General features: G+C 62.3%; 23 protein-coding genes. 7 read left to right on the top strand and 16 right to left on the bottom strand.

Going from position 1 to position 23,838, the window contains the following annotated elements; translation table 11 throughout:
- The first annotated feature begins 50 nt into the window (after positions 1–50).
- The 5 genes from ftsH to folD all read left to right on the top strand — a co-directional run bounded on the left by ftsH (position 51) and on the right by folD (position 5,907).
- A complete protein-coding gene (gene ftsH, locus VWZ81_RS17480) occupies positions 51–1,964 on the top strand; it encodes an ATP-dependent zinc metalloprotease FtsH (RefSeq protein ID WP_340544613.1) in 1,914 nt (637 codons plus the stop codon).
- A gap of 172 nt (positions 1,965–2,136) precedes the next feature.
- Positions 2,137–2,715: an MOSC domain-containing protein gene (locus tag VWZ81_RS17475; RefSeq protein ID WP_416542510.1), complete on the top strand. Its 579-nt coding sequence runs from the start codon at positions 2,137–2,139 to the stop codon at positions 2,713–2,715.
- 211 nt (positions 2,716–2,926) lie between these two features.
- A complete protein-coding gene (locus VWZ81_RS17470; RefSeq protein WP_340544615.1) occupies positions 2,927–4,603 on the top strand; it encodes a formate--tetrahydrofolate ligase in 1,677 nt (558 codons plus the stop codon).
- A gap of 57 nt (positions 4,604–4,660) precedes the next feature.
- On the top strand, positions 4,661–4,966 hold the full coding sequence (locus VWZ81_RS17465; protein ID WP_340544616.1) for a chorismate mutase: 306 nt from the start codon (positions 4,661–4,663) through the stop codon (positions 4,964–4,966).
- A gap of 38 nt (positions 4,967–5,004) precedes the next feature.
- Entirely contained in the window at positions 5,005–5,907 is a 903-nt protein-coding gene (gene folD / locus VWZ81_RS17460; RefSeq protein ID WP_416542509.1) for a bifunctional methylenetetrahydrofolate dehydrogenase/methenyltetrahydrofolate cyclohydrolase FolD, read from the top strand.
- A gap of 120 nt (positions 5,908–6,027) precedes the next feature.
- Here the strand turns inward: folD and VWZ81_RS17455 are convergent, their stop codons facing one another.
- From VWZ81_RS17455 to VWZ81_RS17380, 16 genes are all read right to left on the bottom strand, one after another.
- Positions 6,028–6,438, bottom strand: a complete 411-nt coding sequence (locus tag VWZ81_RS17455; protein ID WP_340544618.1) for a PaaI family thioesterase — start codon at positions 6,436–6,438, stop codon at positions 6,028–6,030.
- 86 nt (positions 6,439–6,524) lie between these two features.
- Positions 6,525–7,211 carry a ligase-associated DNA damage response endonuclease PdeM gene (pdeM, locus tag VWZ81_RS17450; protein WP_416542508.1) on the bottom strand — a complete coding sequence of 229 codons (687 nt, stop codon included), beginning with the start codon at positions 7,209–7,211 and terminating at the stop codon, positions 6,525–6,527.
- Between the two features lie 53 nt (positions 7,212–7,264).
- Positions 7,265–9,700, bottom strand: coding sequence for a ligase-associated DNA damage response DEXH box helicase (locus VWZ81_RS17445; protein ID WP_416542507.1), 2,436 nt, complete (start codon positions 9,698–9,700; stop codon positions 7,265–7,267).
- A 75-nt stretch (positions 9,701–9,775) separates the two neighbouring features.
- A complete protein-coding gene (locus VWZ81_RS17440; RefSeq protein ID WP_340544623.1) occupies positions 9,776–11,083 on the bottom strand; it encodes an ATPase in 1,308 nt (435 codons plus the stop codon).
- A gap of 182 nt (positions 11,084–11,265) precedes the next feature.
- Positions 11,266–11,772 carry an A24 family peptidase gene (locus VWZ81_RS17435; protein WP_416537316.1) on the bottom strand — a complete coding sequence of 169 codons (507 nt, stop codon included), beginning with the start codon at positions 11,770–11,772 and terminating at the stop codon, positions 11,266–11,268.
- An 18-nt stretch (positions 11,773–11,790) separates the two neighbouring features.
- A complete protein-coding gene (locus VWZ81_RS17430) occupies positions 11,791–12,639 on the bottom strand; it encodes a tetratricopeptide repeat protein (protein WP_340544625.1) in 849 nt (282 codons plus the stop codon).
- Positions 12,640–12,679: 40 nt separating this feature from the next.
- Complete coding sequence (locus VWZ81_RS17425) at positions 12,680–13,282, bottom strand: tetratricopeptide repeat protein (RefSeq protein WP_340544627.1); 603 nt, start codon at positions 13,280–13,282, stop codon at positions 12,680–12,682.
- 3 nt (positions 13,283–13,285) lie between these two features.
- Positions 13,286–14,266, bottom strand: a complete 981-nt coding sequence (locus tag VWZ81_RS17420; RefSeq protein WP_340544628.1) for a type II secretion system F family protein — start codon at positions 14,264–14,266, stop codon at positions 13,286–13,288.
- Between the two features lie 10 nt (positions 14,267–14,276).
- Positions 14,277–15,245, bottom strand: coding sequence for a type II secretion system F family protein (locus tag VWZ81_RS17415; protein ID WP_340544629.1), 969 nt, complete (start codon positions 15,243–15,245; stop codon positions 14,277–14,279).
- Complete coding sequence (locus tag VWZ81_RS17410; protein ID WP_416542506.1) at positions 15,245–16,687, bottom strand: CpaF family protein; 1,443 nt, start codon at positions 16,685–16,687, stop codon at positions 15,245–15,247. The genes VWZ81_RS17415 and VWZ81_RS17410 overlap by 1 nt, the downstream gene beginning before the upstream one ends.
- A 29-nt stretch (positions 16,688–16,716) precedes the next feature.
- Positions 16,717–17,949 (bottom strand): AAA family ATPase, encoded by a 1,233-nt coding sequence (locus VWZ81_RS17405; protein ID WP_416542504.1) that lies wholly within the window; start codon positions 17,947–17,949, stop codon positions 16,717–16,719.
- A gap of 204 nt (positions 17,950–18,153) precedes the next feature.
- Positions 18,154–18,780 carry an OmpA family protein gene (locus VWZ81_RS17400; protein WP_340544632.1) on the bottom strand — a complete coding sequence of 209 codons (627 nt, stop codon included), beginning with the start codon at positions 18,778–18,780 and terminating at the stop codon, positions 18,154–18,156.
- Between the two features lie 19 nt (positions 18,781–18,799).
- Positions 18,800–20,206, bottom strand: a complete 1,407-nt coding sequence (locus VWZ81_RS17395; protein WP_340544633.1) for a type II and III secretion system protein family protein — start codon at positions 20,204–20,206, stop codon at positions 18,800–18,802.
- Positions 20,207–20,433: 227 nt separating this feature from the next.
- Entirely contained in the window at positions 20,434–21,294 is an 861-nt protein-coding gene (gene cpaB / locus VWZ81_RS17390; RefSeq protein ID WP_340544634.1) for a Flp pilus assembly protein CpaB, read from the bottom strand.
- 156 nt (positions 21,295–21,450) lie between these two features.
- A complete protein-coding gene (locus VWZ81_RS17385; RefSeq protein ID WP_340544635.1) occupies positions 21,451–21,627 on the bottom strand; it encodes a hypothetical protein in 177 nt (58 codons plus the stop codon).
- A 90-nt stretch (positions 21,628–21,717) separates the two neighbouring features.
- Positions 21,718–21,903 (bottom strand): hypothetical protein, encoded by a 186-nt coding sequence (locus VWZ81_RS17380; RefSeq protein ID WP_014873714.1) that lies wholly within the window; start codon positions 21,901–21,903, stop codon positions 21,718–21,720.
- Positions 21,904–22,257: 354 nt separating this feature from the next.
- Between VWZ81_RS17380 and VWZ81_RS17375 the strand changes: the two genes are divergently transcribed.
- Complete coding sequence (locus tag VWZ81_RS17375; protein ID WP_416542503.1) at positions 22,258–23,187, top strand: lytic transglycosylase domain-containing protein; 930 nt, start codon at positions 22,258–22,260, stop codon at positions 23,185–23,187.
- A 145-nt stretch (positions 23,188–23,332) separates the two neighbouring features.
- On the top strand, positions 23,333–23,824 hold the full coding sequence (locus tag VWZ81_RS17370; RefSeq protein ID WP_416542502.1) for a hypothetical protein: 492 nt from the start codon (positions 23,333–23,335) through the stop codon (positions 23,822–23,824).
- Positions 23,825–23,838 lie beyond the last annotated feature (14 nt).

The following is a 23,838-nucleotide window of genomic DNA, read 5'->3' as shown; positions in this document are numbered from 1 at the left end:
GGCAACGAAGGCGGCCTGCCAGGTGCGCCTCGCATTTTGGGAGACTTTCCTTGGGCAACGTACGCAATATCGCCTTTTGGGTTGTTCTGTTTGTGCTCGTCTTGGCGCTGTTCAACTTGTTCAGTGGTTCGGGCAGCACGATGCAGAGCCGAGAGAAGACTTTTTCTGATTTTGTCAGCGCGGTTGAAAATGGCAATGTCAGCACCGTGACGCTGGATGGTGAACAGGTTCGCTATACCACGTCGGACGGGCAGAATTTCATGACCATCAAACCCGGCGACGCCGAGGTGACCGCCCTGTTGATCGACAACAACATTCCGGTCCGCGCCGAGAAGCAGCAGCAGTCCGGGTTCCAGTCGTTCCTGCTGACCCTGCTGCCCTTCCTGCTGCTGATCGGTGTCTGGATCTATTTCATGAACCGGATGCAGGGCGGCGGCAAAGGCGGCGCCATGGGCTTTGGTAAGTCGAAGGCGAAGATGCTGACCGAGAAGCATGGCCGCGTCACCTTTGACGACGTCGCTGGCATCGACGAGGCCAAGGAAGAGCTGGAAGAGATCGTCGAATTCCTGCGCAACCCGCAGAAATTCTCGCGCCTCGGCGGCAAGATCCCCAAAGGCGCCCTGCTGGTGGGCCCTCCGGGTACCGGTAAGACGCTGCTGGCGCGTGCGATTGCAGGCGAGGCGGGCGTGCCGTTCTTCACCATCTCCGGTTCCGATTTTGTCGAGATGTTTGTCGGCGTCGGTGCCTCCCGCGTGCGCGACATGTTCGAACAGGCCAAGAAAAACGCGCCCTGTATCGTGTTCATCGACGAAATCGACGCCGTCGGTCGCCATCGTGGCGCCGGCTATGGCGGCGGCAATGATGAGCGTGAACAGACGCTGAACCAGCTCTTGGTGGAGATGGACGGTTTTGAGGCCAATGAAGGCGTCATCATTCTGGCCGCCACCAACCGCAAGGACGTGCTGGACCCGGCGCTGCTGCGTCCGGGCCGTTTTGACCGGAACGTGACCGTCGGCAACCCCGACATCAAGGGCCGCGAAAAGATCCTGGGCGTTCATGCCCGCAAGACGCCGCTTGGCCCTGACGTTGATCTGCGCATCATCGCGCGTGGTACGCCGGGGTTCTCCGGTGCGGATCTGGCCAACCTCGTCAATGAGGCCGCATTGATGGCCGCCCGTGTTGGCCGCCGTTTTGTCACCATGGAAGATTTCGAATCGGCCAAGGACAAGGTGATGATGGGGGCTGAGCGCCGCTCGATGGTGCTGACCCAGGACCAGAAGGAAAAGACCGCCTACCACGAGGCCGGTCACGCGGTTGTCGGCATGGCGCTGCCGCTGTGCGATCCGGTCTATAAGGCGACGATCATTCCGCGCGGTGGTGCGCTGGGTATGGTTGTGTCGCTGCCGGAAATGGACCGTCTGAATTATCACCGTGACGAATGCCAGCAGAAGCTGGCGATGACCATGGCGGGCAAGGCGGCGGAAGTCATCAAATACGGCGAAGATCATGTCTCCAACGGTCCGGCCGGCGACATCCAGCAGGCCAGCCAGCTGGCGCGTGCCATGGTGCTGCGCTGGGGCATGTCGGACAAGGTCGGCAACATCGACTATGCCGAAGCGCACGAAGGCTATTCCGGCAATACGGCGGGCTTCTCGGTCTCTGCCAACACCAAGGAGCTGATCGAGGATGAGGTGAAGCGCTTTATCCAGCAGGGCTATGAACAGGCGTTGCAGATCCTCAAGGACAAGAACGAGGAATGGGAACGTCTGGCGCAGGGGCTGCTGGAATTTGAAACCCTCACCGGTGACGAGATCAAACGCGTTATGAATGGCGAGCCGCCGCAGGCAGGCGAGGACGAGGATGATGACACCGATACCGGTAGCGCCTCGGTCACCGCGATCCCCAAGGCCAAGCCGAAGAAGCCTGCGTCGGATGATGGCATGGCACCGGAACCGTCGTCCTGACGGCGCGGCGCTGAACACCGTGTAATATCAGACCCGGTCACCCTGAGGGTGGCCGGGTTTTTTGATGACTGAACTGCGCGCGAAAAGCCGAGCGGCGGGGCTGGCCAGAACCGGATGCCGCCCCTATGGTGGCGGAAATTCCTGAATGAAATGAGCCTGATGGAGATGCCCCATGCCAGTGATGCGCGAAACGGAGTTTCAGGGACAAGTGACCTGGATCGGCTATGTTCCGGCTGCCACCGGTGGGCTGCGGTCCGAGCCGCGGGACGCGCTGACGCTGGGGTTTGACGGCATCGAAGGCGAGCGCCACGCGGGCGCGTTGCGCGCCTCCTGTGTGCGGGTGCGCAATCTGCATCCCGAGGGCACGGAAATCCGCAACCTGCGCCAGATCAGCATCCTGTCGGAGGAAGAGCTGGCGCTGATCGCCGCAGATATGGGGATGGAGCGGATTGATCCCGTCCACCTTGGGGCGACGCTGGTGGTGCGCGGGATTCCCGACCTTAGCCATCTGCCACCCTCCAGTCGCTTGCAGGGGCCGGATGGGGTGACGCTGACGGTCGATCTTGAGAACCGGCCCTGCATTTTCCCGGCCAAGGAGATCGAGAAGGACCACGCGGGCTTTGGTCCGAAGTTCAAGCCAGCAGCCACCGGCAGACGCGGTGTGGTGGCCTGGGTCGAGCGGCCTGGCGTGCTGAGGCAGGGCGAAAGCCTGCGCCTGTTTGTGCCGGACCAGCCTGCCTGGGCACCCTGAGTCGGGGCATGTCTGCGCCGCTGGTTGCCGATAGGCGTTGACGCGGCACGATTGGCAATCTTTGGATGCCCTAGGGGGAGCGAACGCCGTTTCAATGCCTGATCATGTCGGAAATCACGCGCATGGAATGTCGCAGAAGGGCTAAGTCTTGCGGGAAACCGGCACGGCTGTGCCCATGTAACTCGCGACATCACAATTCAGGAAACCGGCCATGAGCTACAAGAGTGACATCGAAATCGCCCGCGAGGCGCAGAAGCGTCCGATCCAGGAAATTGGCGCCAAGATCGGCATCTCCAGCGATGATCTGCTGCCCTACGGCCACGACAAGGCCAAGGTGAGCCAGGACTTCATCAACTCGGTTCAGGGCAAGGAAGACGGCAAGCTGATCCTGGTGACCGCGATCAACCCGACGCCTGCGGGCGAAGGCAAGACCACCACTACCGTTGGTCTGGGTGACGGTCTGAACCGCATCGGCAAGAACGCGATGATCTGTATCCGCGAGGCCTCGCTGGGCCCGAACTTCGGTATGAAGGGCGGCGCCGCAGGTGGCGGTTACGCGCAGGTTGTTCCGATGGAGGAGATGAACCTCCACTTCACCGGTGACTTCCACGCCATCACCTCGGCCCACTCGCTGCTGTCGGCGATGATCGACAATCACATCTACTGGGGCAATGAGTGCGATATCGACATCCGCCGTGTTGCATGGCGTCGTGTGGTCGACATGAACGACCGCGCCCTGCGCCAGATCACCGCCTCCCTTGGTGGCGTCTCCAACGGCTTCCCGCGCGAAACCGGTTTTGACATCACTGTGGCCTCCGAAGTCATGGCGATCCTCTGCCTCGCCAACGACCTGAAGGACCTGGAAAAGCGCCTGGGCGACATCATCGTGGCCTACCGCCGCGACAAGACCCCGGTTTACTGCCGCGACATCAAGGCAGAAGGCGCGATGACCGTTCTGCTGAAAGACGCGATGCAGCCGAACCTGGTGCAGACCCTGGAAAACAACCCGGCGTTTGTCCACGGTGGTCCCTTCGCGAATATCGCCCACGGCTGTAACTCCGTGATCGCAACCAAGACCGCGCTGAAAGTGGCTGACTATGTTGTCACCGAAGCAGGCTTTGGTGCGGATCTTGGCGCTGAGAAGTTCATGAACATCAAATGCCGCAAGGCAGGCATCGCACCCTCGGCTGTGGTGCTGGTTGCGACCGTGCGCGCGATGAAGATGAACGGTGGCGTGGCCAAGGCCGACCTCGGCGCGGAAAACGTCGAAGCGGTCAACAAGGGCTGTGCCAACCTCGGCCGTCATATCGAGAACGTCAAATCCTTTGGCGTGCCGGTGGTGGTTGCGATCAACCACTTTGTCACCGACACCGAGACCGAAGTGCAGGCAGTCAAGGATTACTGCGCCACCCATGGCGTCGAAGCGGTGCTGTCGCGCCACTGGGAGCTGGGCTCCGAAGGCTCCGCCGATCTGGCCCATAAGGTGGTTGAGCTGGCCGACTCCGGCAAGGCCAACTTCTCGCCGATCTACCCCGACGAGATGCCGCTGTTCGAGAAGATCGAAACCATCGCCAAGCGCATCTACCGCGCCGACGAGGTGCTGGCCGATCAGAAGATCCGCAACCAGCTGAAGGAATGGGAAGCGGCTGGCTATGGCAACCTGCCGGTCTGCATGGCGAAAACGCAGTATTCCTTCTCCACCGATCCGAACCTGCGCGGCGCGCCGACCGGCCATTCGGTTCCCGTGCGCGAAGTTCGCCTGTCGGCGGGGGCCGGTTTCATCGTCGTGGTCTGCGGCGAGATCATGACCATGCCGGGTCTGCCCCGCAAACCGGCATCGGAAACGATCCGCCTGAATGACGCAGGCCAGATCGAAGGCTTGTTCTAAGGCCTGAAATAGGCAATCTGCGGCCCGAGGATCCCCTCGGGCCGCAGGAGTTTAAAGATGAGCGAACGACACCCGCCGCAGGACTGTGCCGATATGCCGGCGCTGCGGCAGCAGATCGACAGGCTGGACCGGGAGCTGATTGCCCTGTTGGCCGAGCGGGCGGGCTATATCGACCGTGCGATCGAGCTGAAGGCGGCCAATAACTGGCCCGCGCGCATACCGGCCCGTGTCGAAGAAGTGGTCGGGAATGCCCGGATGACGGCCAGCACGGCAGGGCTTGATCCCGATCTGGTCGAGCGCCTGTGGCGCCAGCTTGTGGAATGGTCGATAGCCCGCGAGGCACAGATCATTCGCGAGGAGTAACGCGGCCCGGAGCGGCGCGCAGCAAGAGGACAGAAGCAATGGCAGCGAATATCATCGACGGCAAGGCCTTTGCCGCCACCGTACGCGAGAAGGTGGCAGGCCACGTGGCCCGGTTGAAGGAAGAGCATGACATCACCCCCGGTCTGGCGGTGGTTCTGGTGGGTGAAGATCCGGCAAGCCAGGTCTATGTGCGCTCCAAGGGCAAGCAGACCGTTGAAGCGGGCATGAACTCCTTTGAGCACAAGCTGGAGGCCGACACCTCCGAAGAGGACCTGCTGGCGGTGGTCGATCAGCTGAACAAGGATCCCTCGGTGCATGGCATCCTCGTGCAGCTGCCGCTGCCGGGTCATTTGAACGAAGACCTGATCATCAACTCCATCGCGCCAGAAAAGGACGTGGACGGGTTCCACATTTCCAACGTGGGCCTGCTGGGCACCGGTCAGAAAAGCATGGTGCCCTGCACGCCGCTTGGCTGTCTGATGATGCTGCGCGACTATCATGGCTCGCTGTCGGGCATGGACGCTGTTGTCATTGGCCGCTCCAATATCGTTGGCAAGCCGATGGCGCAGCTGTTGCTGGGCGACAGCTGCACCGTGACCATCGCACATAGCCGCACCAAGGATCTGCCGGAAGTTGTCCGCCGCGCCGATATTGTTGTCGCTGCTGTGGGCCGTCCTGAAATGGTGCCTGGCGACTGGATCAAGGAAGGCGCCACCGTCATCGACGTGGGCATCAACCGGATCGACGCACCGGAAAAAGGCGAGGGCAAGACCCGTCTGGTGGGCGATGTGCATTTTGAGAGTGCGGCCGCGCGCGCCGGCGCAATCACCCCGGTGCCCGGTGGCGTCGGCCCGATGACCATCGCCTGCCTGCTGGCCAATACCGTGACGGCCTGCTGCCGCGCCAATGGTCTGGCGGAGCCGGAAGGGCTGACCGCCTGATCAGAACCGACCTGCCATCTGCGGATGGCTGAGATCTGCTGCTCCCGTCGGATGCCTCCGGCGGGAGTATTTTTTGGAAAAGTGACAGGTGGGAAAAACCCGCGGATCAGGGCGCGCGGATCAGGCCGCGACTGGCACCATGGTGCCCTGCAACAGGGCGATCAGTTTTTCCTCCTCTCCGGTGATGGCGTGGACCTCGGCGGTGACAATGATCAGACGGCGGCCGGGTTTGATGACCTGGCCCGTGGCGCGCAGCATATCGCCTGCACCCGGTGCGAGAAGGTTGATCTTCATCTCGGCGGTCATCACCTCGCTGTCCTCGGGCATCAGGGTCAGAGCGGCATAGCCTGCGGCACTGTCTCCGATGGCAAAGCTGAGCGCCGCATGGGCGACGCCGTGCTGCTGGCGGCTGCCCGGCAGGATGGGCGCGGAGATGGTGACGGTGCCGGTGCCGACGCTGGCAACCTCGGCACCCAATGTTTGCATCATGCTCTGTCTGGCAAAGCTGTCGCGGATGCGCTGTTCGATCATGGCTGTCCCTTTCGCATGTGCAGCCAGCATAGACCGCGCGTGCTGCGATGGGGAGGTGACGCTGCGCGCAGATCCGCCGCGGCGGGTCAGCGTGGCATCGGGCAGGGCAGCGGACGCGGGCCGGTGAGGATGGCGAGCGCCCGCGGCGCCATGAGATCCGAGAGCGCCGGGTTGGTGGTGCAGAGACCGCCGGTATAGGTGCCAAAGGCGGGCAGGATCAGGCGCTGGTGATCGGCCAGGAACGCAGGCCGGGCGCTGCCGCGCAGACGCGCCTTTGGATGGTAGTGGCCGGATATCTCGGCGGCAGTTTCGCCCGGGGTCTCAGCGCCGGTGTGGCTCTTGAAGGTGGGGTCGGCGATGTGACGAAACAGCAGCGGGCCGAGGGTCAGGCTGTCACAGGCGTCGCCCGCCAGCCCGCTGGGGGCAGGGTCGTGATTGCCGGTGATCCAGATCCAGCGATGAGCCGCGATCAGCTGGTCGAGACGGGTTTGGTCGGCATCTGACAAGGCGGCTGCCGCCGCGTCATCGTCGAAGCTGTCGCCGAGGCAGATGACCGTTTCGGGACGGGTCTGGTCAAGCACCGCTGCAAGACGCTGAAGGGTATCGCGGGTTTCATAGGGGGGCAGGGCCGGGCCGCCGCGCCGGAGCTGGCGTTCGGATTTGCCCAGATGCAGGTCGGAGACACAGAGCAGCCCCTGCGCCTGCCACCAGAGCGCACCAGCACCAAGCGCGGTGAGGCGCTGGCCTGCGAGGGAGAGATCATAGCCGGTCATGGCTGCTCTGATCGCCGGTTTTGCGGGACGGTGCAAGATGGCAGGTTCAGCCGTCAGGGTGACGGCGCGCCGGGCGGAGCCAGCTCTGCCAGCCCGGCGCTGCGCATCAGCTCTTCGGTTTCGCGTTGCAGCAGCTTTTCCTGGGCGGCACCTTTCACCGGGACCTTGCCTGCCTCCAGCAGCAGCGGCGCGGCCAGCGGTGAGATCTGCGACAGCCGGTTGAGGGTGATGTTTCCCTTGATGCGGCTGAGCAGTTCCTCGATGCGGCCGAAATCCACCAGCCCGCCAAGCGCCTCCTGCCGGGTGATGTCCAAGAGCAGGTGATCGGGATCATATTTACGGAGCGTGTCGTAGAGGATGTCGGAGGAGAATGTCGCCTGTCGTCCGTTCTTGCGCTGGCCGGGGGTGTTGCGTTCGATCAGCCCCGCGATGGTGGCCACCGCGCGGAAGCTGCGTTTCATCACCGCATTGCCCGCGAGCCAGCCGTCCAGACCCGCGCGCAGCTCGGCAGGATCGAACAGCGGGGCGGGGTCGTCAACCGGGCTGAGTCCCCAGATCAGCGTGGCATAATCGGTGGCGACAAAGCCAAGCGGATCGAGCGACAGCTCTTCCATCCGTTTGGTCAGCAACAGACCGAGGGTCTGCATCGCATTGCGCCCGGCAAACCCGTAGATGCAGAGGTGTTCGCGGCCCCGGAAGGGAAAGCTTTCGAGCAGCAGCTGGCCCCGGCGGGGCATCTGTGAGACCTCGCGCTGTAGCGCCAGCCAGTCGGCGGTGTGCGGTGGCAGATCGGGCCAGCTGTCGCGTTGCAGGATATCGAGTATGCGGGTGCTGAGCTGGGTCGAGGTGGCAAATTTGGTGCCGGAGAAGACCGCGACCTTCGGTTTCCGGCTGGCATTGCGGCTGACCTCGACCGTCATTTCGCGCAGCGATTCATACCGCACGATCTGGCCGCCGATGAGGAAGGTGTCGCCCGGGGTGAGGGTGGCGGCAAAGCTCTCTTCGACCTCGCCAAGCGGTTTGCCGCCGCGGCTGCGTTTGAGTCGGACCTTCAGGAGGTCGGCGTCCTGAATGGTGCCAATGTTCATGCGGATGCGGCGGGCGGCGCGGGGGTCGCGCAGCTGCCACATCCCGTCGGGACGTTGCAGCAGCCGTTGCCACTGGTCATAGACCCGGAGGGCGTAACCGCCGGTGGCACAGAAATCGAGGCAGGCGTCGAACTCAGCCCGGCTGAGGCTGGCATAGGCGCCGGCTCCCGTGACCTCGGCATAAAGGTCATCGGCGGCGAAGGGACCGGCGCAGGCGCGGATCAGGATGTGCTGACAGAGCACGTCGCGGGGGCCGGGTGTGCGCGGGCTGCCATCAAGCGTGCCTGCCTCCACCGCCTCAAGGGCGGCACGGCATTCCACCACCTCAAACCGGTTGGCCGGCACCAGAAGCGCCTTGGAGGGGGCATTGTAGCGGTGGTTGGCGCGGCCGATGCGCTGGACCAGCCGTTTCACGTTCTTCGGCGCGCCGATCTGGATCACCAGATCGACGTCCCCCCAGTCGATGCCCAGATCAAGCGAGCCGGTACAGACCACTGCGCGCAGCTCTCCGCGCACCATCGCTGCCTCGACCCGGTCCCGCTGCATCCGGTCGAGTGAGCCATGGTGAATGCCGATCGGCAGCGCGTCATCATTGGCAAGCCAGAGGTTGTGAAAGAAGATCTCTGCCTGGGCGCGGGTGTTGTGGAAGATCAGCGTGGTGTTATGCGCCTTGATCTGCTCAAGCACGGCGGGGATGGCATGGGCAGCGCCGCCCCCGGACCAGGGCGGGGCTGCATCCGTGTGCAGCATCTGGATATCGGCGGCGGGGCCGGGGTCGGCCAGAACGATATCGCAGGGATCCGGGTGGCGGGCCAGATACTGCGCGATGGCGGCGGGATCATCGACGGTGGCCGAAAGGCCGACGCGGCGCATGTCCGGACAGATCGCCTGAAGCCGGGTCAGGGCGAGCATCAGCTGGTCGCCGCGCTTGCTCTCGGCGAGGGCGTGGATCTCGTCCAGTACCACCCGTTTCAGTCCCGCAAACATCCGCGGCGCGTCCTCATAGGAGGTGAGCAGCGCGAGGCTTTCAGGTGTGGTGAGCAGGATATGCGGCGGGTCGGCGCGCTGGCTGCGCTTGCGGGAGGCGGGCGTGTCACCGGTGCGGTCATCAATGCGGATGGGCAGGCCCATCTCCTCGACCGGGGTGCGCAGGTTGCGTTTGATATCCGCCGCCAGCGCCTTCAGCGGCGAGACGTAGAGTGTGTGCAGCCCGCGGTGTTCGCCGGTTGCAAGATCGGCAAGAGTGGGCAGGAAACCCGCCATCGTCTTGCCGCCGCCGGTCGGGGCGATCAGCAGCGTTGTCGGATCATCCGCGCGCGCCAGCATCTCCTGCTGGTGCGGGTGAATGGTCCAGCCACGGTCGTGGAACCAGGCGGTGATGACATCGGGAAGACTGCTCATCCGACTTATCTAGGCGCGGTGGCAGAACTTTTCTAAACGTTCTGGCCAAAGTTTATCAAAAAACTTTGAGGTGGCTCATTTGACGATGTGTTCGTCCTTGACGAACATATTGGCCCAGGCGCGGTCGATGAGGTCGGGAGACATCTGATAGGGGATGCCTTCGAAATCGCAGATCGCCTTCATCTGGTCGATCAGGAACACCGGCTGATAGTTGGCGTAGATATTGTCGATGGTCGGATATTTGCGTTTCAGAAGATGCACCAGCGCCGCCTCGTCCAGGGGCACGCCTTTCTTCTGGGCAACCATGGCAAAGATCTTGAGGAAGTTTTCCTGATTCGGCCCGTCGATCTTGATCTTGAAAAAGATCCGCCGCAGCGCCGCCTGATCGAAGATCTCATTGGGGTGGAAGTTGGTGGAGAAGATCACCAGCGTGTCAAAGGGCACCTCGAATTTCTCGCCCGATTGCAGGGAGAGGATATCGCGGCCCTCTTCCAGCGGCACGATCCAGCGGTTGACCAGCGCCTGCGGTGATTCCGCCTGGCGGCCCAGGTCATCGACGATGAAGATGCCGCCGGTGGATTTCAGTTGCAGCGGCGCCTGATAGGTGCGCGCGGTTGGGTTGTAGACCAGATCCAGCATCGACAGGGACAGCTCGCCCCCGGTCACCACCGTGGGCCGTTCGCAGCAGACATAGCGGCTGTCAAAGCGGCGGGCGCGGCGCAGGCTGTTGGGGTCGTCCTCGGGCAGCGGCACGGCAGTGTGCACGATGGGATCATAGACCGTGATCACCTGACCGGCATATTCAATCGCGCGCGGCACGTAGACGTGATCCCCCAGCGCGTCGCGGATGCCGTTGGAGATGGAGGATTTCCCGTTGCCGGGCGGGCCATACATCAGGATCGAGCGGCCGGCGCTGACAGCGGGGCCGAGGTGATCGAGCAGGCTGTCGGGCAGGACCAGATGGCCCATCGCACCGAGCAGTTGCTGGCGGGTGACCAGAATATTGCGGATTGACTGGCGTTTGACCTGTTCACGGTAGATGTGCAGCGGCACCGGCATGGCGCCGTAATATTCGGACTGGCTGAGCGCATCCAGCGCGCGGGCTTTGCCCGCCTCGGTCAGCTGATAGCCCATTTCATTGCCGCTGTTGGCGTTGAGCGTACCGGTTGCCTCCAGCAGCTTTTGTTCGCGGGCGATATCGACCAGTTCCTGCGTCACCGGGATCGGCAGGCAGATGGCGGCGGCGATTTCGCTGACGTTTTCGCAGGTCTTGCGGAAAATGGTCTTGAGCAGGATATCCCGCATCATCACCATCGGGAGCTGCATCTGCTCCAGCCCGCGCGGGGTAGGGGGTGCCACTACGGCGGATGTCTGCATGTTCATGCTGCGGCCTGCCTGTCTCGATTGTTCAATGTTGCGCCCGGTGGCGCCCGACTGTTCAGACAAGAGTTTATTCAGCACTGTGGCACAAGCGGGGCAAAGCTGGTGCATTTCCGCGAAGGGGCCGACCACATGCGGGGCATTTTAGGAAATTGTCAGTCGGGGGCGATCTGGACCGGGATGCCTCAGACCGGGGCGCTCTGACCCAGCTGGCTGCCGAGCAGCAGATAGGCGACCAGCGTGCCGCCAAGGCAGAGGCCCATTGGAAACTTGCTGCCGACCTCCCAGCTCTTCCAATGCGGGGCAAGACGGCGCAGGGGGGTGTATTTCGCGATGCGATGGGTGAGGAACCCGGCCAGCAGCATGGCGGAGAAGATCATCACCACCACCGAGAGATCGCCAAACACCACAAAGGGGGCTGCGGCACCGGCGAATTTGGCGTCCCCTGCGCCGACCATGCCCGCGCTGTAGCACAGGAAGCCAAGGCCGATGCCGATGGGCAGATGCAGCAACTGCCAGCCATAGTCCGTCCAGCTCATCAGGAAGGGGCCGACAAGGACAAAGATCACGGCCAGAAGATCCACGGTCCAGTTCGGGATCCGCATATGGCGCAGGTCATTCAGCGCGACCACACAGCAGAGCGGCACCACAAAGGGCAGGAACCACAGGGCGACATGGGCCGAGATCAGCATAGGGTGGGGGCTCCGGTCTTAGCCGTTTTCCAGCGCAGCAAGTGCGCGCGCCGCCGCGTCGAAATGCTGCGGATGGGTCGAGATCGCCTGCCGCAGCAGGCTTTCGCCGGTCTGCACGTCGCCCTGTTTTACAGCCGATAGCGCCAGCGTGTGCAGCAGCTGGGCGCGTTCGACCTGATCCATCGGGATCACCGGCAGCGTGTAGTTGCGCTGCGCGCCACGGGCCAGCACCAGATTGTTCTTGGCGGTGAACAGCGACTGATCCTGACGGATGGCATCGCCGAACAGGCGCTCGGCTTCGGCGTAATCGCCACGGGTCAGTTTCGAATAGCCCCAGTTGTTCATCACGCGGGCGGGCTGTGTCGTGAGGCCGACGGCGGTCTGGTAAAAGCTGTCGGAGCGTTTCCAGTCCTGTTCCGAGTCGGCGACCATCGCCTCCAGCCGGTAGCGTTTGTAGGTCTCATGGGTGGGCGGCACCTTGTCGAGGGTGGCCTTGGCCTCGTCCCAGTTGCTGGTGCGGATCAGCGCGTCGGCCAGTTCGATACGGTCCTCATCGGTGGCCTCGGGCAGCGAGACGACTTTTTTCCAGGCGGCAACCGCTTCGGTGTTGCGCTTGGCGCGGATCAGCGAGATAGCCAGCCCGCGGTTGAGGTCGATCCGGTCGGGTGCGGATTTGACGGTGCGCTGAAAATAGGTGACGGCTTCGTTTGGATCGGCAACCGTCAGCATCACATCGTTGAGATTGCTCTCGTCAACCACATTCACCTCCTGAAAGGCGCGGTCCACGGCTTCGGTGTCGTCCTTGGCGCAGGCCGACAGGACAAGCCCACCGACCAGACATGCGGATACGAAAATCTGCTGGCGCATTTTTTGCGTCCTCTGTGCTGCTCTGCCTCTAGGCCTTGCGTCACTGGGACGTGCGAATCAGGTAGCTGCCCCCTCCGCGTTGCACCAGTGCATAGCCTTTTTGTTGCGGATCACTATGCGTGTTCTGATCAAGTTTTGCGAGGGCAAGGCGGAAATTTTCACGGATTGCGTCACTTTCGCCATTATCGAGGGCAAAGGCGCGGCGCAGGGTCTGCTCGGCCTCCGGGTATTTCTGCCGCTCCATCAGCACGACGCCGAGATTGTTCATCGCCGCAGGCCAGTCGGGATCCTTTGCGACCGCGCGGCGCAGCTGGGTTTCGGCCTGACCTAGACGGCCCAGCCCCAGATTCGCGGTCCCGAGGCCAGAGAGCACCTCGGCGCTGAGACCCTCTTCCAATGCGGCGCGGGTAAAGGCATCCAGCGCCAGCTCATACTCGGCGGCGGCCATCAGACGGTGCCCGACAATAAGCCCGCTTTCGGCGGTGCCACGGGGATCAACGCCGGGCAGGGCGGGCGCGCCAAGGGGATCCTTTGGATCCGGTTTTCCGCCCGGCGACATGCAAGCCGCCACCAACGCAAGCGCGAGGGTGGCGGGGATCAGTCGATAGAGACGGGAGGGGATGGCCCAACCCAATGTCATCATGTGTTATTTGCTCATATTGCCCAGATTGGCGATGCCCTGTGCCGAGGGTCCGACCAGAATGATCAGCAGCGGCGGCACCGTCAGGGTCATTGTGGCAAGGGTCATTTTGGTTGGCAACTTGTTTGCGGCCTCTTCGGCGCGCATGACGCGCTTGTCCCGCATTTCGCTGGCATAGACCCGCAGTGCCTCCGCAATCGAGGTGCCGAAGGTGGCGGATTGGATCATCACGGTCACAAAGGAGGACACATCCTGCACGCCGCAGCGGGTGCCCATGTCGCGCATGACCTTATCCTTGTCCTTGCCGGCCTTCATCTCCTGGGCGACCACCTCGAATTCCTCGGCCAGCGCCGGGTAGGAGGCATGCAGTTCCTTGGCCACGCGCACAATCGCCTGATCCAGCGACTGACCTGCCTCGACGCAGACCAGCATCATGTCCAGCGCGTCAGGAAAGCCCGAGGTGATCTCCTGTTTGCGCTCCTCGATGCGGCGGGTGATCCAGTATTTCGGCAGCATATAGGCGGCGGCACCGGGGCCGATGATGCGGATCACCATCTGCTGGCTGTCATATTCCATGTCCGCATTCAGCACGTAGACATAGAACAGACCCGCGGCGAGACCGATGAGGCCAAGGGCAAACTGTGCAAAGTGGAAAAAGCGGACCGAGTCCTTGGACTGATAGCCGGCCTGACGCAGCTTCAGCTCCATCTTGGAGAGTTCGGCGGCGTCCTGCGGCTCCAGAAAGGAGGCGAATTTCTGCAGCTGCTCGTTGCGATCTGCCTGCCGCAGACGTTCCTTTTTCGGTTTGGTCTGGGTGCTGGCCGACATGCTTTTTTGCAGCTTCTTCAGCGGATCCTCGGGCTGGTTCAGCAGCAGCGGAATCGCCAGCAGAATCATGAAGAGGCCGATCAGCCCGACCACCAGAAGCGGGCCGAAGGGGCCAAGATGGGAGGTCAGCAGGTCGTTGATATCGCTCAGGGATGTCATGATTATTGCCTCACACCTTGATGTTCGTCAGCATCCGCATGACGAAGAGGTTGACGGTCAGCATGGCGCCCACAACAAAGCAGGCGGGAATGAACCAGGGATGGTCGATCACGCTGTCGTAATAGCCCGGATCCTTAGCCAGGATGCCGCCCAGACAGAACAGCGGAAAGCCGGAGAGGAATTTGCCGGACCACTGCGCCTCGGCGGTGATGGCCTTCACGCGGCGGAACAGGCGGAAGCGGGCGCGGATCACCTTGGCCAGACCGGCCAGCACCTCGGCGAGGTTGCCACCGGATTGCTGCTGGATGGTGACGGCCACGGCAAGGAAGCGCATGTCCTGCATGTCCAGACGTTCGGCCATTTCCTTCAGCGCCTCGCCGACATCGCGGCCATAGGCGCTTTCGTCGGCGATCACGCCAAATTCCGTGGCCAGCGGGTCTTCGACCTCATTGGCGACGATCTGCACGGCAGAGGAAAACGGATGGCCGACGCGCAGGGAGCGCACCATCAGTTCGACCGCATCGGGCAGCTGTTCTTCGATCATCGCCATGCGTTTGGCGGCTTTTTTGTTGACCCAGAAGAACACGGCGCCGACGCCGATGATCACCGAGGCCAGCAGGCGCAGCGGCAGTTCGGCGCTGGTGCCGACGCTGAGACCGACAAAGGCGATGGCCGCGACGCCGCCCATGATCATGATCAGCTGGCGCGGTGAGAAGGCGATGGCCGCCTTCTGAGCGCGTTCAGCCAGCAGCGAATAGAGCGGGATCGACTTGGCGCTCATATGCTGGCGCATTTCCTTGCGCAGCTGTTCCAGCACCTGTTCGCGGTTGCCGCCCTTGTCCATCATTTCCAGACGGCGGTTCACGCGGCTGTTGAGGCTGATGGATTTGCCGAATGTCACCAGGTAGAGACCTTCGACCAGCACCAAGACGCCGATGAAGATCAGGCCGTAGATGATCGGTTCTGCACTCAGTTGCATCAGCGGGCCTCCATCACGGTGGGTTCATAGATCGACGCGGGCAGGTCATAGCCCCAGAGGCGGAAGCGCTCGGAGTAGTGGCTGCGCACGCCGGTGGCGGTGAAATGGCCGATGATCTTGTTGTCCGGGGTCAGGCCGACGCGTTGGAAGCGGAAGATTTCCTGCATCGAGATCACATCGCCCTCCATGCCGGTGATTTCGGTGATCGAGGTCATGCGGCGCGACCCGTCCTGAAGGCGCGAGGCCTGCACGATGATGTTGACCGCCGATGCGATCTGGCTGCGTACCGCCTTGATCGGCATTTCGATGCCGGCCATGGCGATCATGTTTTCCAGGCGCGAGATACCGTCGCGGGCGGAGTTGGCGTGGATCGTGGTCATGGACCCGTCGTGGCCGGTGTTCATCGCCTGCAGCATGTCGATGACCTCCTCGCCGCGGGTCTCGCCCACGATGATCCGGTCCGGGCGCATCCGCAGGGCGTTCTTGAGACAGTCGCGGGGGGAAACCTCGCCGCGACCCTCGACGTTGGGCGGGCGGCTTTCCATCCGGCCCACATGGGTCTGTTGCAGCTGAAGTTCCGCCGTATCCTCGATGGTCAGGATGCGTTCGGCATTGTCGATGAAGGACGACAGCGCATTGAGCGTGGTGGTCTTACCAGAGCCGGTCCCGCCCGAAACGATGACATTCAGGCGCGTGGAGACAGCGGCCTGAAGATAGGCGGCCATCTCTTCGGTGAAGGCGCCGAAGCTGACCAGATCGTCAATGCCCAGCTTGTCCTTTTTGAATTTACGGATCGACACCAGCGAACCATCGACCGCGACCGGCGGCACCATGGCGTTAAAGCGCGAGCCGTCGGCAAGACGGGCGTCCACGTAAGGGTTGCTTTCATCGACACGGCGACCCACGGCGGAGACGATCTTGTCGATGATCCGCATCAGGTGCTTTTCATCCTTGAATGTGACATCCGACATCTGCAGCTTGCCGTCGCGTTCGACAAAAACCTGATGCGGGCCGTTCACAAGGATATCGTTGACCGTATCGTCCTGAAGCAGGGTTTCCAGCGGGCCAAGGCCGGTGACCTCGTCATAGAGCTCCTTGGTCAGGGTCTGGCGGTCCTCACGGTTGAGAACGATGCCTTTTTCCTCAAGGATTTCGGTGGCGATGGAGGAAATCTCGGCGCGCAGTTCCGCCTCGCTGGCGCGTTCCAGTGCTGCGAGGTTCAGGTTGTCCAGCAGCTCGCGGTGGAGCTGGATCTTGATCTCACCCATCCGCTCCTTGCGCTTGCGTTCCTTGTCCGCCGGGGCGGCCTCGGCGGGAGTGCCGACCATTGGTCGGCGCATGGAGACGGCCGCGGCGGCTTTTTGCGGGGCGGGCGTGGCCACGGGCGCCGGCTGCGCCGCAGCGCGGGGGGTGGCGGATTGTTTTTTATACTTCGAGAACATGAAAGGAACGCCCCTGGTTAAATCTGGGTTCAGGCCGCCGCAGCGTCGCTTTGACCGAGGTCATGCAGCGATTGGGCAAGTTTCAGAACTTCCTTGCGTAGTGGGTTCTTGGCGGCCGAGCTGGCCAGCGGGGTGCCGTGGTCGCAGGCCTGCGCAACCTGTTTGCCGCCGTCGGGCAGCTGCAGGTCGATGGAAATACCCAAGGATTCCGCCATACGCTTGACGCGGCTCTTGCCGCTGAGGTCGGTGAACTTCGGTGCGCGGTTCAATGCGAAGCGCAGCTTTTCAAACGGCAGCTCCTCCGATTGCAGAGCGCGTTTCAGGCGCAGCGCATTCTGCGCCGACCGCATGTCCAGCTCGACCATGGAGAAGTAGACATGCGCCATATTGAGAACGGTTTCAGACCATTGCACCAGTGTGCGGGGCATGTCGATGACGACAAAATCAAAATGGCTGCGCGCCAGCGTTACCACCCGCTCGATATCTTCGGGGGTGATGAATTCCAGCGGGATCATATCCACCGGCGCCGTCAGCACCTGTAGTTTGTCCTCATAGGTGACCAGCGCCTGGCCAAAGATGTCTTCGTCGAGATTCTCGGTATCGCTCAGCATCTCCATCACCACCTCGCGGCGCGGCAGGTCGAGATAGGTTGCGACGGACCCGTATTGCAGGTCAAAATCCAGAAGGCAGACGCGCGGGGTCTCCGATGTGGAAAGCTGCGCCAGCTCCCAGGCGAGATTTACCGCCAGCGTGGTTGAACCGCTGCCGCCGGCCAGACCGTGGCAAACGATGACCGCGCCGTCGCGCTGGCTGCCGGTTTTCAGAGCGTGCTGCGGTTGGGCGGTGCGTTCGGCCTCGGCCAGGCGCAGCCGTTCGATGGCGGCCTGCAGCTCCCCCTCGGGCAGCGGGTAGGGGATGAATTCATCAGCCCCCTGGCGCAGCAGGCTGTGCAGTGCGGCGGGGGTCACGTCCTCGGCAATCAGGATCACCTTGATATTGCGGGACTTTGCCTCGGTGATGATGGTGCCCATCAATTGCAGATTGTCTTCGTCGGCGCTGTCCAGCGCCAGCGCCACAAATTCCAGCGCTTCGGCTTCGCTCTGGTTGAAGAAGGCCAGCGCCTCGGTAAAGCCGAGATCGCCCCAGGCTTCGCCCATGGTGGCTTCCATGTCTTCGATCAGCAGGTCAAAGTTCTGCACGTCGCGGCTGATCGTGCAGGCAACAATCGCGTTCGCTTCTGTCTGCGGCATACCACTGCTCATCACCGTAATCCTTCTCTCGGGGCGTGTCGCACCATGTTGGCCAGAGCACGCTAGCACGCACGTCCGGCATTTGGACGCACATTACCTCTTGAGAACAATGTCGGTGAAGATCTGGGCGAGATTGGGGCCAAGGCGGCCCATTTGTGGGGAATTCCTAATGAAGCCTGAACAGGGTTAACCGCGGTCAACCCTGTCGTCCTGCGCTTATTCCAGGGTGGTCCTGATCGACCGTTCGCTGGTCAGAGAGGTGCGTGGCACCGCGCTTTCGACATATTCGCGGTAGATGATCTGCGCATATTTTCCATCCAGAACAGTGGGATGGCGCTTCAGGAAACCGCTGACCTCAGTCACGGTGCGACGGTTGCGGCGTTCGCGGTCGGAGGTGGGGATCAGAGGCTGCGTTTCGCCAAAGGACACGACTGCCTCCAAGCGACTGCGGCTGATGCCCCGCGAGACGAGATAGGCGACGGCGGCACGGGCGCGGCGCAGGCCCAGGGCCTTGTTGTAGCTGGCAGAGCCGACGGCGTCGGTATGGCCGAAGACACGGAATCGCACCTCCGGGAACTGTCTGATCCAATGGGCCTGCTGATCCAGCACGGCGCGGGCGTTGCCATCCAGCTGCGCGCTGTCAAAGGCAAAGGTGATCGTATTTGGCACTTCCTCGGCAAACCGGGTGGCGAGCTGGATCGCAAAGTCCCGCTCTCCGGCCATCACGGCGGCGTTGGAATTGGTCGCATTGCCAAAGACCGAGCGGTCCAGCGGTTCGCCCGCTTCATATCCGCAGGCGGCCACTGTCAGGGACAGGCCAAGGAGTGCTGCATATCTGATCATCTGCCCCATGTTCCTCTGCTCAATCCATCACATAGCCGTAAGAGCCGTTGAAGTCCTGCTTGGCGACCTCGCTGGCGGGGCCTTTTTGTCCCTTGGCCACGCGGCCCATCAGGAACAGCTCGCTTTCGCTGGGTGGGCGGATCCGATCGGTGGGCAGGCTCAGCGCCTCGCCCCGTGTCGGCGTAACCAGATGGGCGCTGACAATGATCACCAGTTCAGTCTGCGCGCGCTGGTAGTTGGCGCTGCGGAACAGCGAGCCGAGGACCGGCACGTCGCCAATCCATGGCAGCTGCGAAGAGTTGTCGCGGAACTCATCACGGATCAGGCCGGCAATCGCAAAGCTCTCGCCGTCGCGCAGCTCCACCGTGGTGGAGGTTTCGCGCCGCGAGAAGGCGGCGATATTCAGCCCGTTCAGCTCAATCGAGTTGGTGGGATCAATAGCGGAGACGGCGGCCTTCATTTCAAGGTTGATGACATCGGCGTCCACCACCCGCGGAACGAAGTTCAGCTCGATCCCGAAGGGTTTGAATTCAATCGTAATAATGCCGTCTTCCTGTGCGACGGGAATGGGGTATTCCCCCCCGGCGAGGAACTTGGCTTCCTGCCCGGACAGGGCCGACAGGTTCGGCTCAGCCAGGGTGCGCACGACACCTTTCTGTTCCAGCGCCTCCAGCAGCAGGTTCACCTGAAAGGCCCCGGCGTTGAAGCCAAAGACAAAGGCACCGGTGTTGTCGTTGCCCGCAGGGATATTGCCGGACAGGCTGTTGGTCAGCGCGCCCTGGGTGTTGAGTGTGCTGGTGCCGCCATTGACGCCGACGCTGTTGCCGCCCTTCACGCCAAGCGAGGCGCTGAGCGACTTCGAGACGGTGCGCTGCATCTCGGCAAAACGGACCTTCAGCATGACCTGCTGGACACCGCCCACCGACATCAGGTTGCTGACCCGTTCCGGGGCGTAGCGTTCGGCCAGATCAAGCGCCCGCTGCAATCGCGACGAGCTGGAGACAACGCCGGACAGGACAATACCGTCATTGGCGGTACGGACCTCGATCCGCTCGCCGGGCAGGATCTGCCGCAGCCGCTCCTTGAATTCGCTGACATCCGCGGCAACGCGCACGTCGACATTGGTGATCAGACGACCGGAGGCATCGAGCAGGGTCAGCGTGGTTAGACCCGGCGCCTTGCCCAGCACGTAGATTGTGCGATCCGAAAGCGAGGAGATATCGGCGATGCTGGGATTGGCGATGCTGAGCTCGGAGAAGGGCACATCGCTTTCGACCACGACCGCCCGGTTCATCGGCACCTCAAGATTGGCCGCCGTACCCTTTTTGACCACGCGCAGGCCATTGCCCCAGGCCGCATCCGCAACCGGGAAACACACCAGCGCGAGCCCGGTGAGGGCCGCCGCTACATACCGTCTAAAAGCCATGTGACCTGCCTTTCCGATCACGCCTCAATACAGGGTCTTATTGCCCATTGTTTGGGACACTCTGCGCGTATCGGCGAATTTTTGCAAGAATCAAAGGCTTCCGGGATGCAGCGACCGTGGCTGACCTGTGGGGTGACAGCAACAATCACATAAAAACGCCGCCCCGAAGGGGGCGACGTTCGATCTGTTATCTATCTGAAACCTTTGCAGGAAAGGCGCGGTGCTGATCAGTTGGTGCAGGGAATCGGGATCTCTACCACCTCGGCGCCGCGACGGGTGCGGATGGTGCAGACTTTTTCCTGCTCGGCCTGCTGCGGCGCTTCGATGGCGCTGAGCCCCAGCAGGCTGCGCTGATCAACCTCGATCACCGATGCAACCGTGTCGTCACCAGCCCCCACAAGGGAGAGCGACAGACGGCCGGTGGACTGGGCCTGGGCGAGGGCCGCAACCTGCTCGGGGCGGACAGCGGCTGTGACGGTGCGGGCAATCACGGCACCATCCAGATCGCCACCTGCAGTCTGATCCACGGCAATCAGTTCGATATTGGTCTGGATCAGACGGGTGAATTCACCATTGCGGCCACCGGCCTGATCATTGAGCGATCCGGTCCAGTAGACATCGACACGGTCACCGGGACGCAGGAAGCCGGACACGCCGGAGGAGACATCGACGCGGATGGCAAAGGCGCGCATCCCCTTGGACAGGCGCGAGGTGATGCCTGCGTCCTCACCGGGTTTGGTGACTTTGACGGCCAGAATCGCCTCATCCTTTTCCATGCGGCGCAGCACCACGCGATGATCATCGGGGTATTGCGGCGGGAACAGCGCATCCATGGTCAGGAAGGCGCCTTCGGGAATCGCGTTTTCGGGCCAGCGAACGGAGCGGATATGTTCCTTGGTCAGTCGCTCGCCGTACTTCAGCTGGTCATTGGCGACAAAGATATCGACCAATGGGATGTTTTCCCCCCGCGAGGCGCGCTCACGGGCGAGTTCGTTCTGGTAAGCGCTGATATAGTTCTTGGCCATCATCACAGCCCCCCCGGCGAGGGCGACTCCGACAATGAGGACAAGTCCGAATACTGCACGCATGGTGGTACCTCTCATCAGTTGCGGCCGGCATTGCAGACGCAATACCGGCGCCTGGGTCGGTCAAACCGTTGCCTAAGGCGGACGTTCTGTCCTGTTGCGCGCCTGGCGCACCTTAAATCTCTGTCTGGCTGCCGAGTTGCCTCGGCCACTACCGGATCAGCTGAACGACCAGTTGGTCATATAGGCGGCCAGCAGATCGGCCAGCCCCAATGCGCCATCCTCCATGGAGGCGGCGATCAGAACGACCAATCCGACAATCGCAGCGGTCAGAACCACCCAGTCAACGGTGACTGCGCCGTCGTCTTTGGCAATGAAATGCTTGAACCTGTTCATAATGGACCTCGTAAGCCGAAGGTTCCTTGGGCAAAGGGCCGCGCCTTAGGCAAAAGGCGCGGCCCTCAAACTCGTCAGGTCATAAGCGACTTAGGAGTCGGACGGACCTTTGGTGCCCAGGTAGGAGCCGGTTGCCGAGGTCAGGTTCGACGCGCCGTTTTCGATCGAGGTGTAAACAACACCTGCCAGAGCGGCCACAGCGGCGGTCAGAACAACCCAGTCAACGGTCACGGCGCCAGAGTCGTCTTTACGGAAGTTTTTGATGAATTTGATCATGGTACGTCCCTCCAAAGGATCTAAAAGTGTGTTTCGACCTTGCCGTCCGTTGTGAGCCTGCTCTCTCCTGCTCGGCTCTGTTCGACTTGGTGTGAAGCTATATAGCCAGCGGAGCGTGGCAGGATTTGGGCTGAAACGCGGACTCATTTGCCCTACTTTAACTTTTTGCCGAGTATTCTGGTAAGACATTGAATTTTCACGCTTATTAATTTTACCTCTTGTCAATACCCGTGGCTTCGAGGCGGCAGATCTTGGTAAATATGGCAAATCTGCCAGAATCTGAGGCGCAAAACTGGATTTTTGCCGGGGCTTCGGCGAGTCTCATCTGCGAAAAAGGAGAGGCAGAGCAGCCCCATGAGTCTTCTTCAGTCCATTCGCCGCCGTCTGGTCCGTCTTATTGCGGCTCAGCGGCAGGGCATGAGCCAGTTGTCGGGCCTGCCAGTCGCGGGCAGCGCAGTCATCTGTGGCAATGTGGCGACGCTGGTGATTCTGGCGGTGCTCTGGGCTGGCAGCGCGACGCCTGCCCGGTCGCAGGAGCCGGGCAAGGTGACCCCGGCGCCCTTTCCTGAGTTTGAGGCCAAACGCGTGCGCCCGCCGAAACCGGGAACCAAGCAGCGGATTACCATCCAGATTGATCCGCCTGCCGCACCGGTTGCGGCGCCTGCCAGTGGCGGCGCGGTTCCGGCTGCTGCTGCGGACAGCGGGCGCTACACCGGTTTCTGGCAGGACATCTCAGACAGGCTGGAGGACAGCGGGCCGGGGCGGCTGGCCAAGGCGCTGCGGGCGCTGGATGGCGACACCCCGGTTGCCGCCCCCCGGTTGCAGTTGATGCAGGACATTGCCAGCGCGCGGGGAGTGCAGATCCTGACGGCCAGTGTCGGCACGGATGTGTCGCCCGCGCTGGTCCTGGCGGTGATCGCGGTGGAATCGGCAGGCCGGTCCGACGCGGTCAGCCGCGTCGGCGCGCAGGGGCTGATGCAGCTGATGCCGGACACCGCCGCACGTTTCGGCGTTGGCGACGCGCTGGACAGCGCAGAGAATATCGCGGGCGGAGTGAAATACCTGAACTGGCTGATGGGCGAATTCAACCGCGATCCGATTCTGGTTCTGGCGGGATATAACGCGGGCGAGGGCGCTGTGCGCAGCCATGCCGGGGTGCCGCCCTATGCCGAGACGCGCGATTACGTGCCCAAGGTGCTGGCGGCCTTTCAGGTGGCGCGGGGGCTTTGCATGACGCCGCCGGAGCTGATCACCGACGGCTGTGTCTTTCGCCGGATGAACTAGCCGGATCCGATTCCGCCAAACTCTGCGCAGGTCAGGATCAATTTATCGAAAAATATTCGCGCTCTGCCGATGGGATCATTTTTTCGCCCGAATTGGCTGATTTATCGCGCCTGTATTCTACCTTGAGTTATTTCGGAGACAGGCATTGGATTTAGGGATTGATCCGACGGCTTTGGCCGCGGGCTCGCATGTTGTGACGGGTAATATCATGATGTTCGGCACCATCGCATTTGTCGGTTTTTTCGGGCGGCTGGTCTTTGTCGCCTTTGGTCCGGGGTTGGCGCAGGCCAATCCGCTCGGACATCTGTCCGGCTTTGGGCATATTCTGGTGGCAGTGGCGCTACTTGCCGGGGCGCTGCATCTGTCGGGCAAGACCGTCAAGGCGCAAGTCCTGTTCAAACGTCATCTGGTCGACCCGGTCATCGTCACCCTGCTGGGGCGGGACAGCTGCGATCCGCAGGGGGAGGCCTATTGTGTCATGGTGTTTGAAGATGGCCGCGAGATGAGCGTCAACTGGCATGACACGCGAGTTCATATGTATGAGCTGCTGAACCCTGTGGAGCTGCCGCTGTGGTCGTCGCTGCGGCCGCGCGAAGGCCCGGAGGCGGGCACCACAGAAGCGCCAGCCGGCGTCTGAAACCAGACGGCCCG

Source organism: Phaeobacter sp. JH20_34 (genome assembly GCF_048056095.1).
In the GTDB taxonomy this organism is placed as follows: domain Bacteria; phylum Pseudomonadota; class Alphaproteobacteria; order Rhodobacterales; family Rhodobacteraceae; genus Phaeobacter; species Phaeobacter bryozoorum.
The sequence above is the reverse complement of the archived record's forward strand: the minus strand, read 5'-3'. Positions and strand labels throughout refer to the sequence as shown.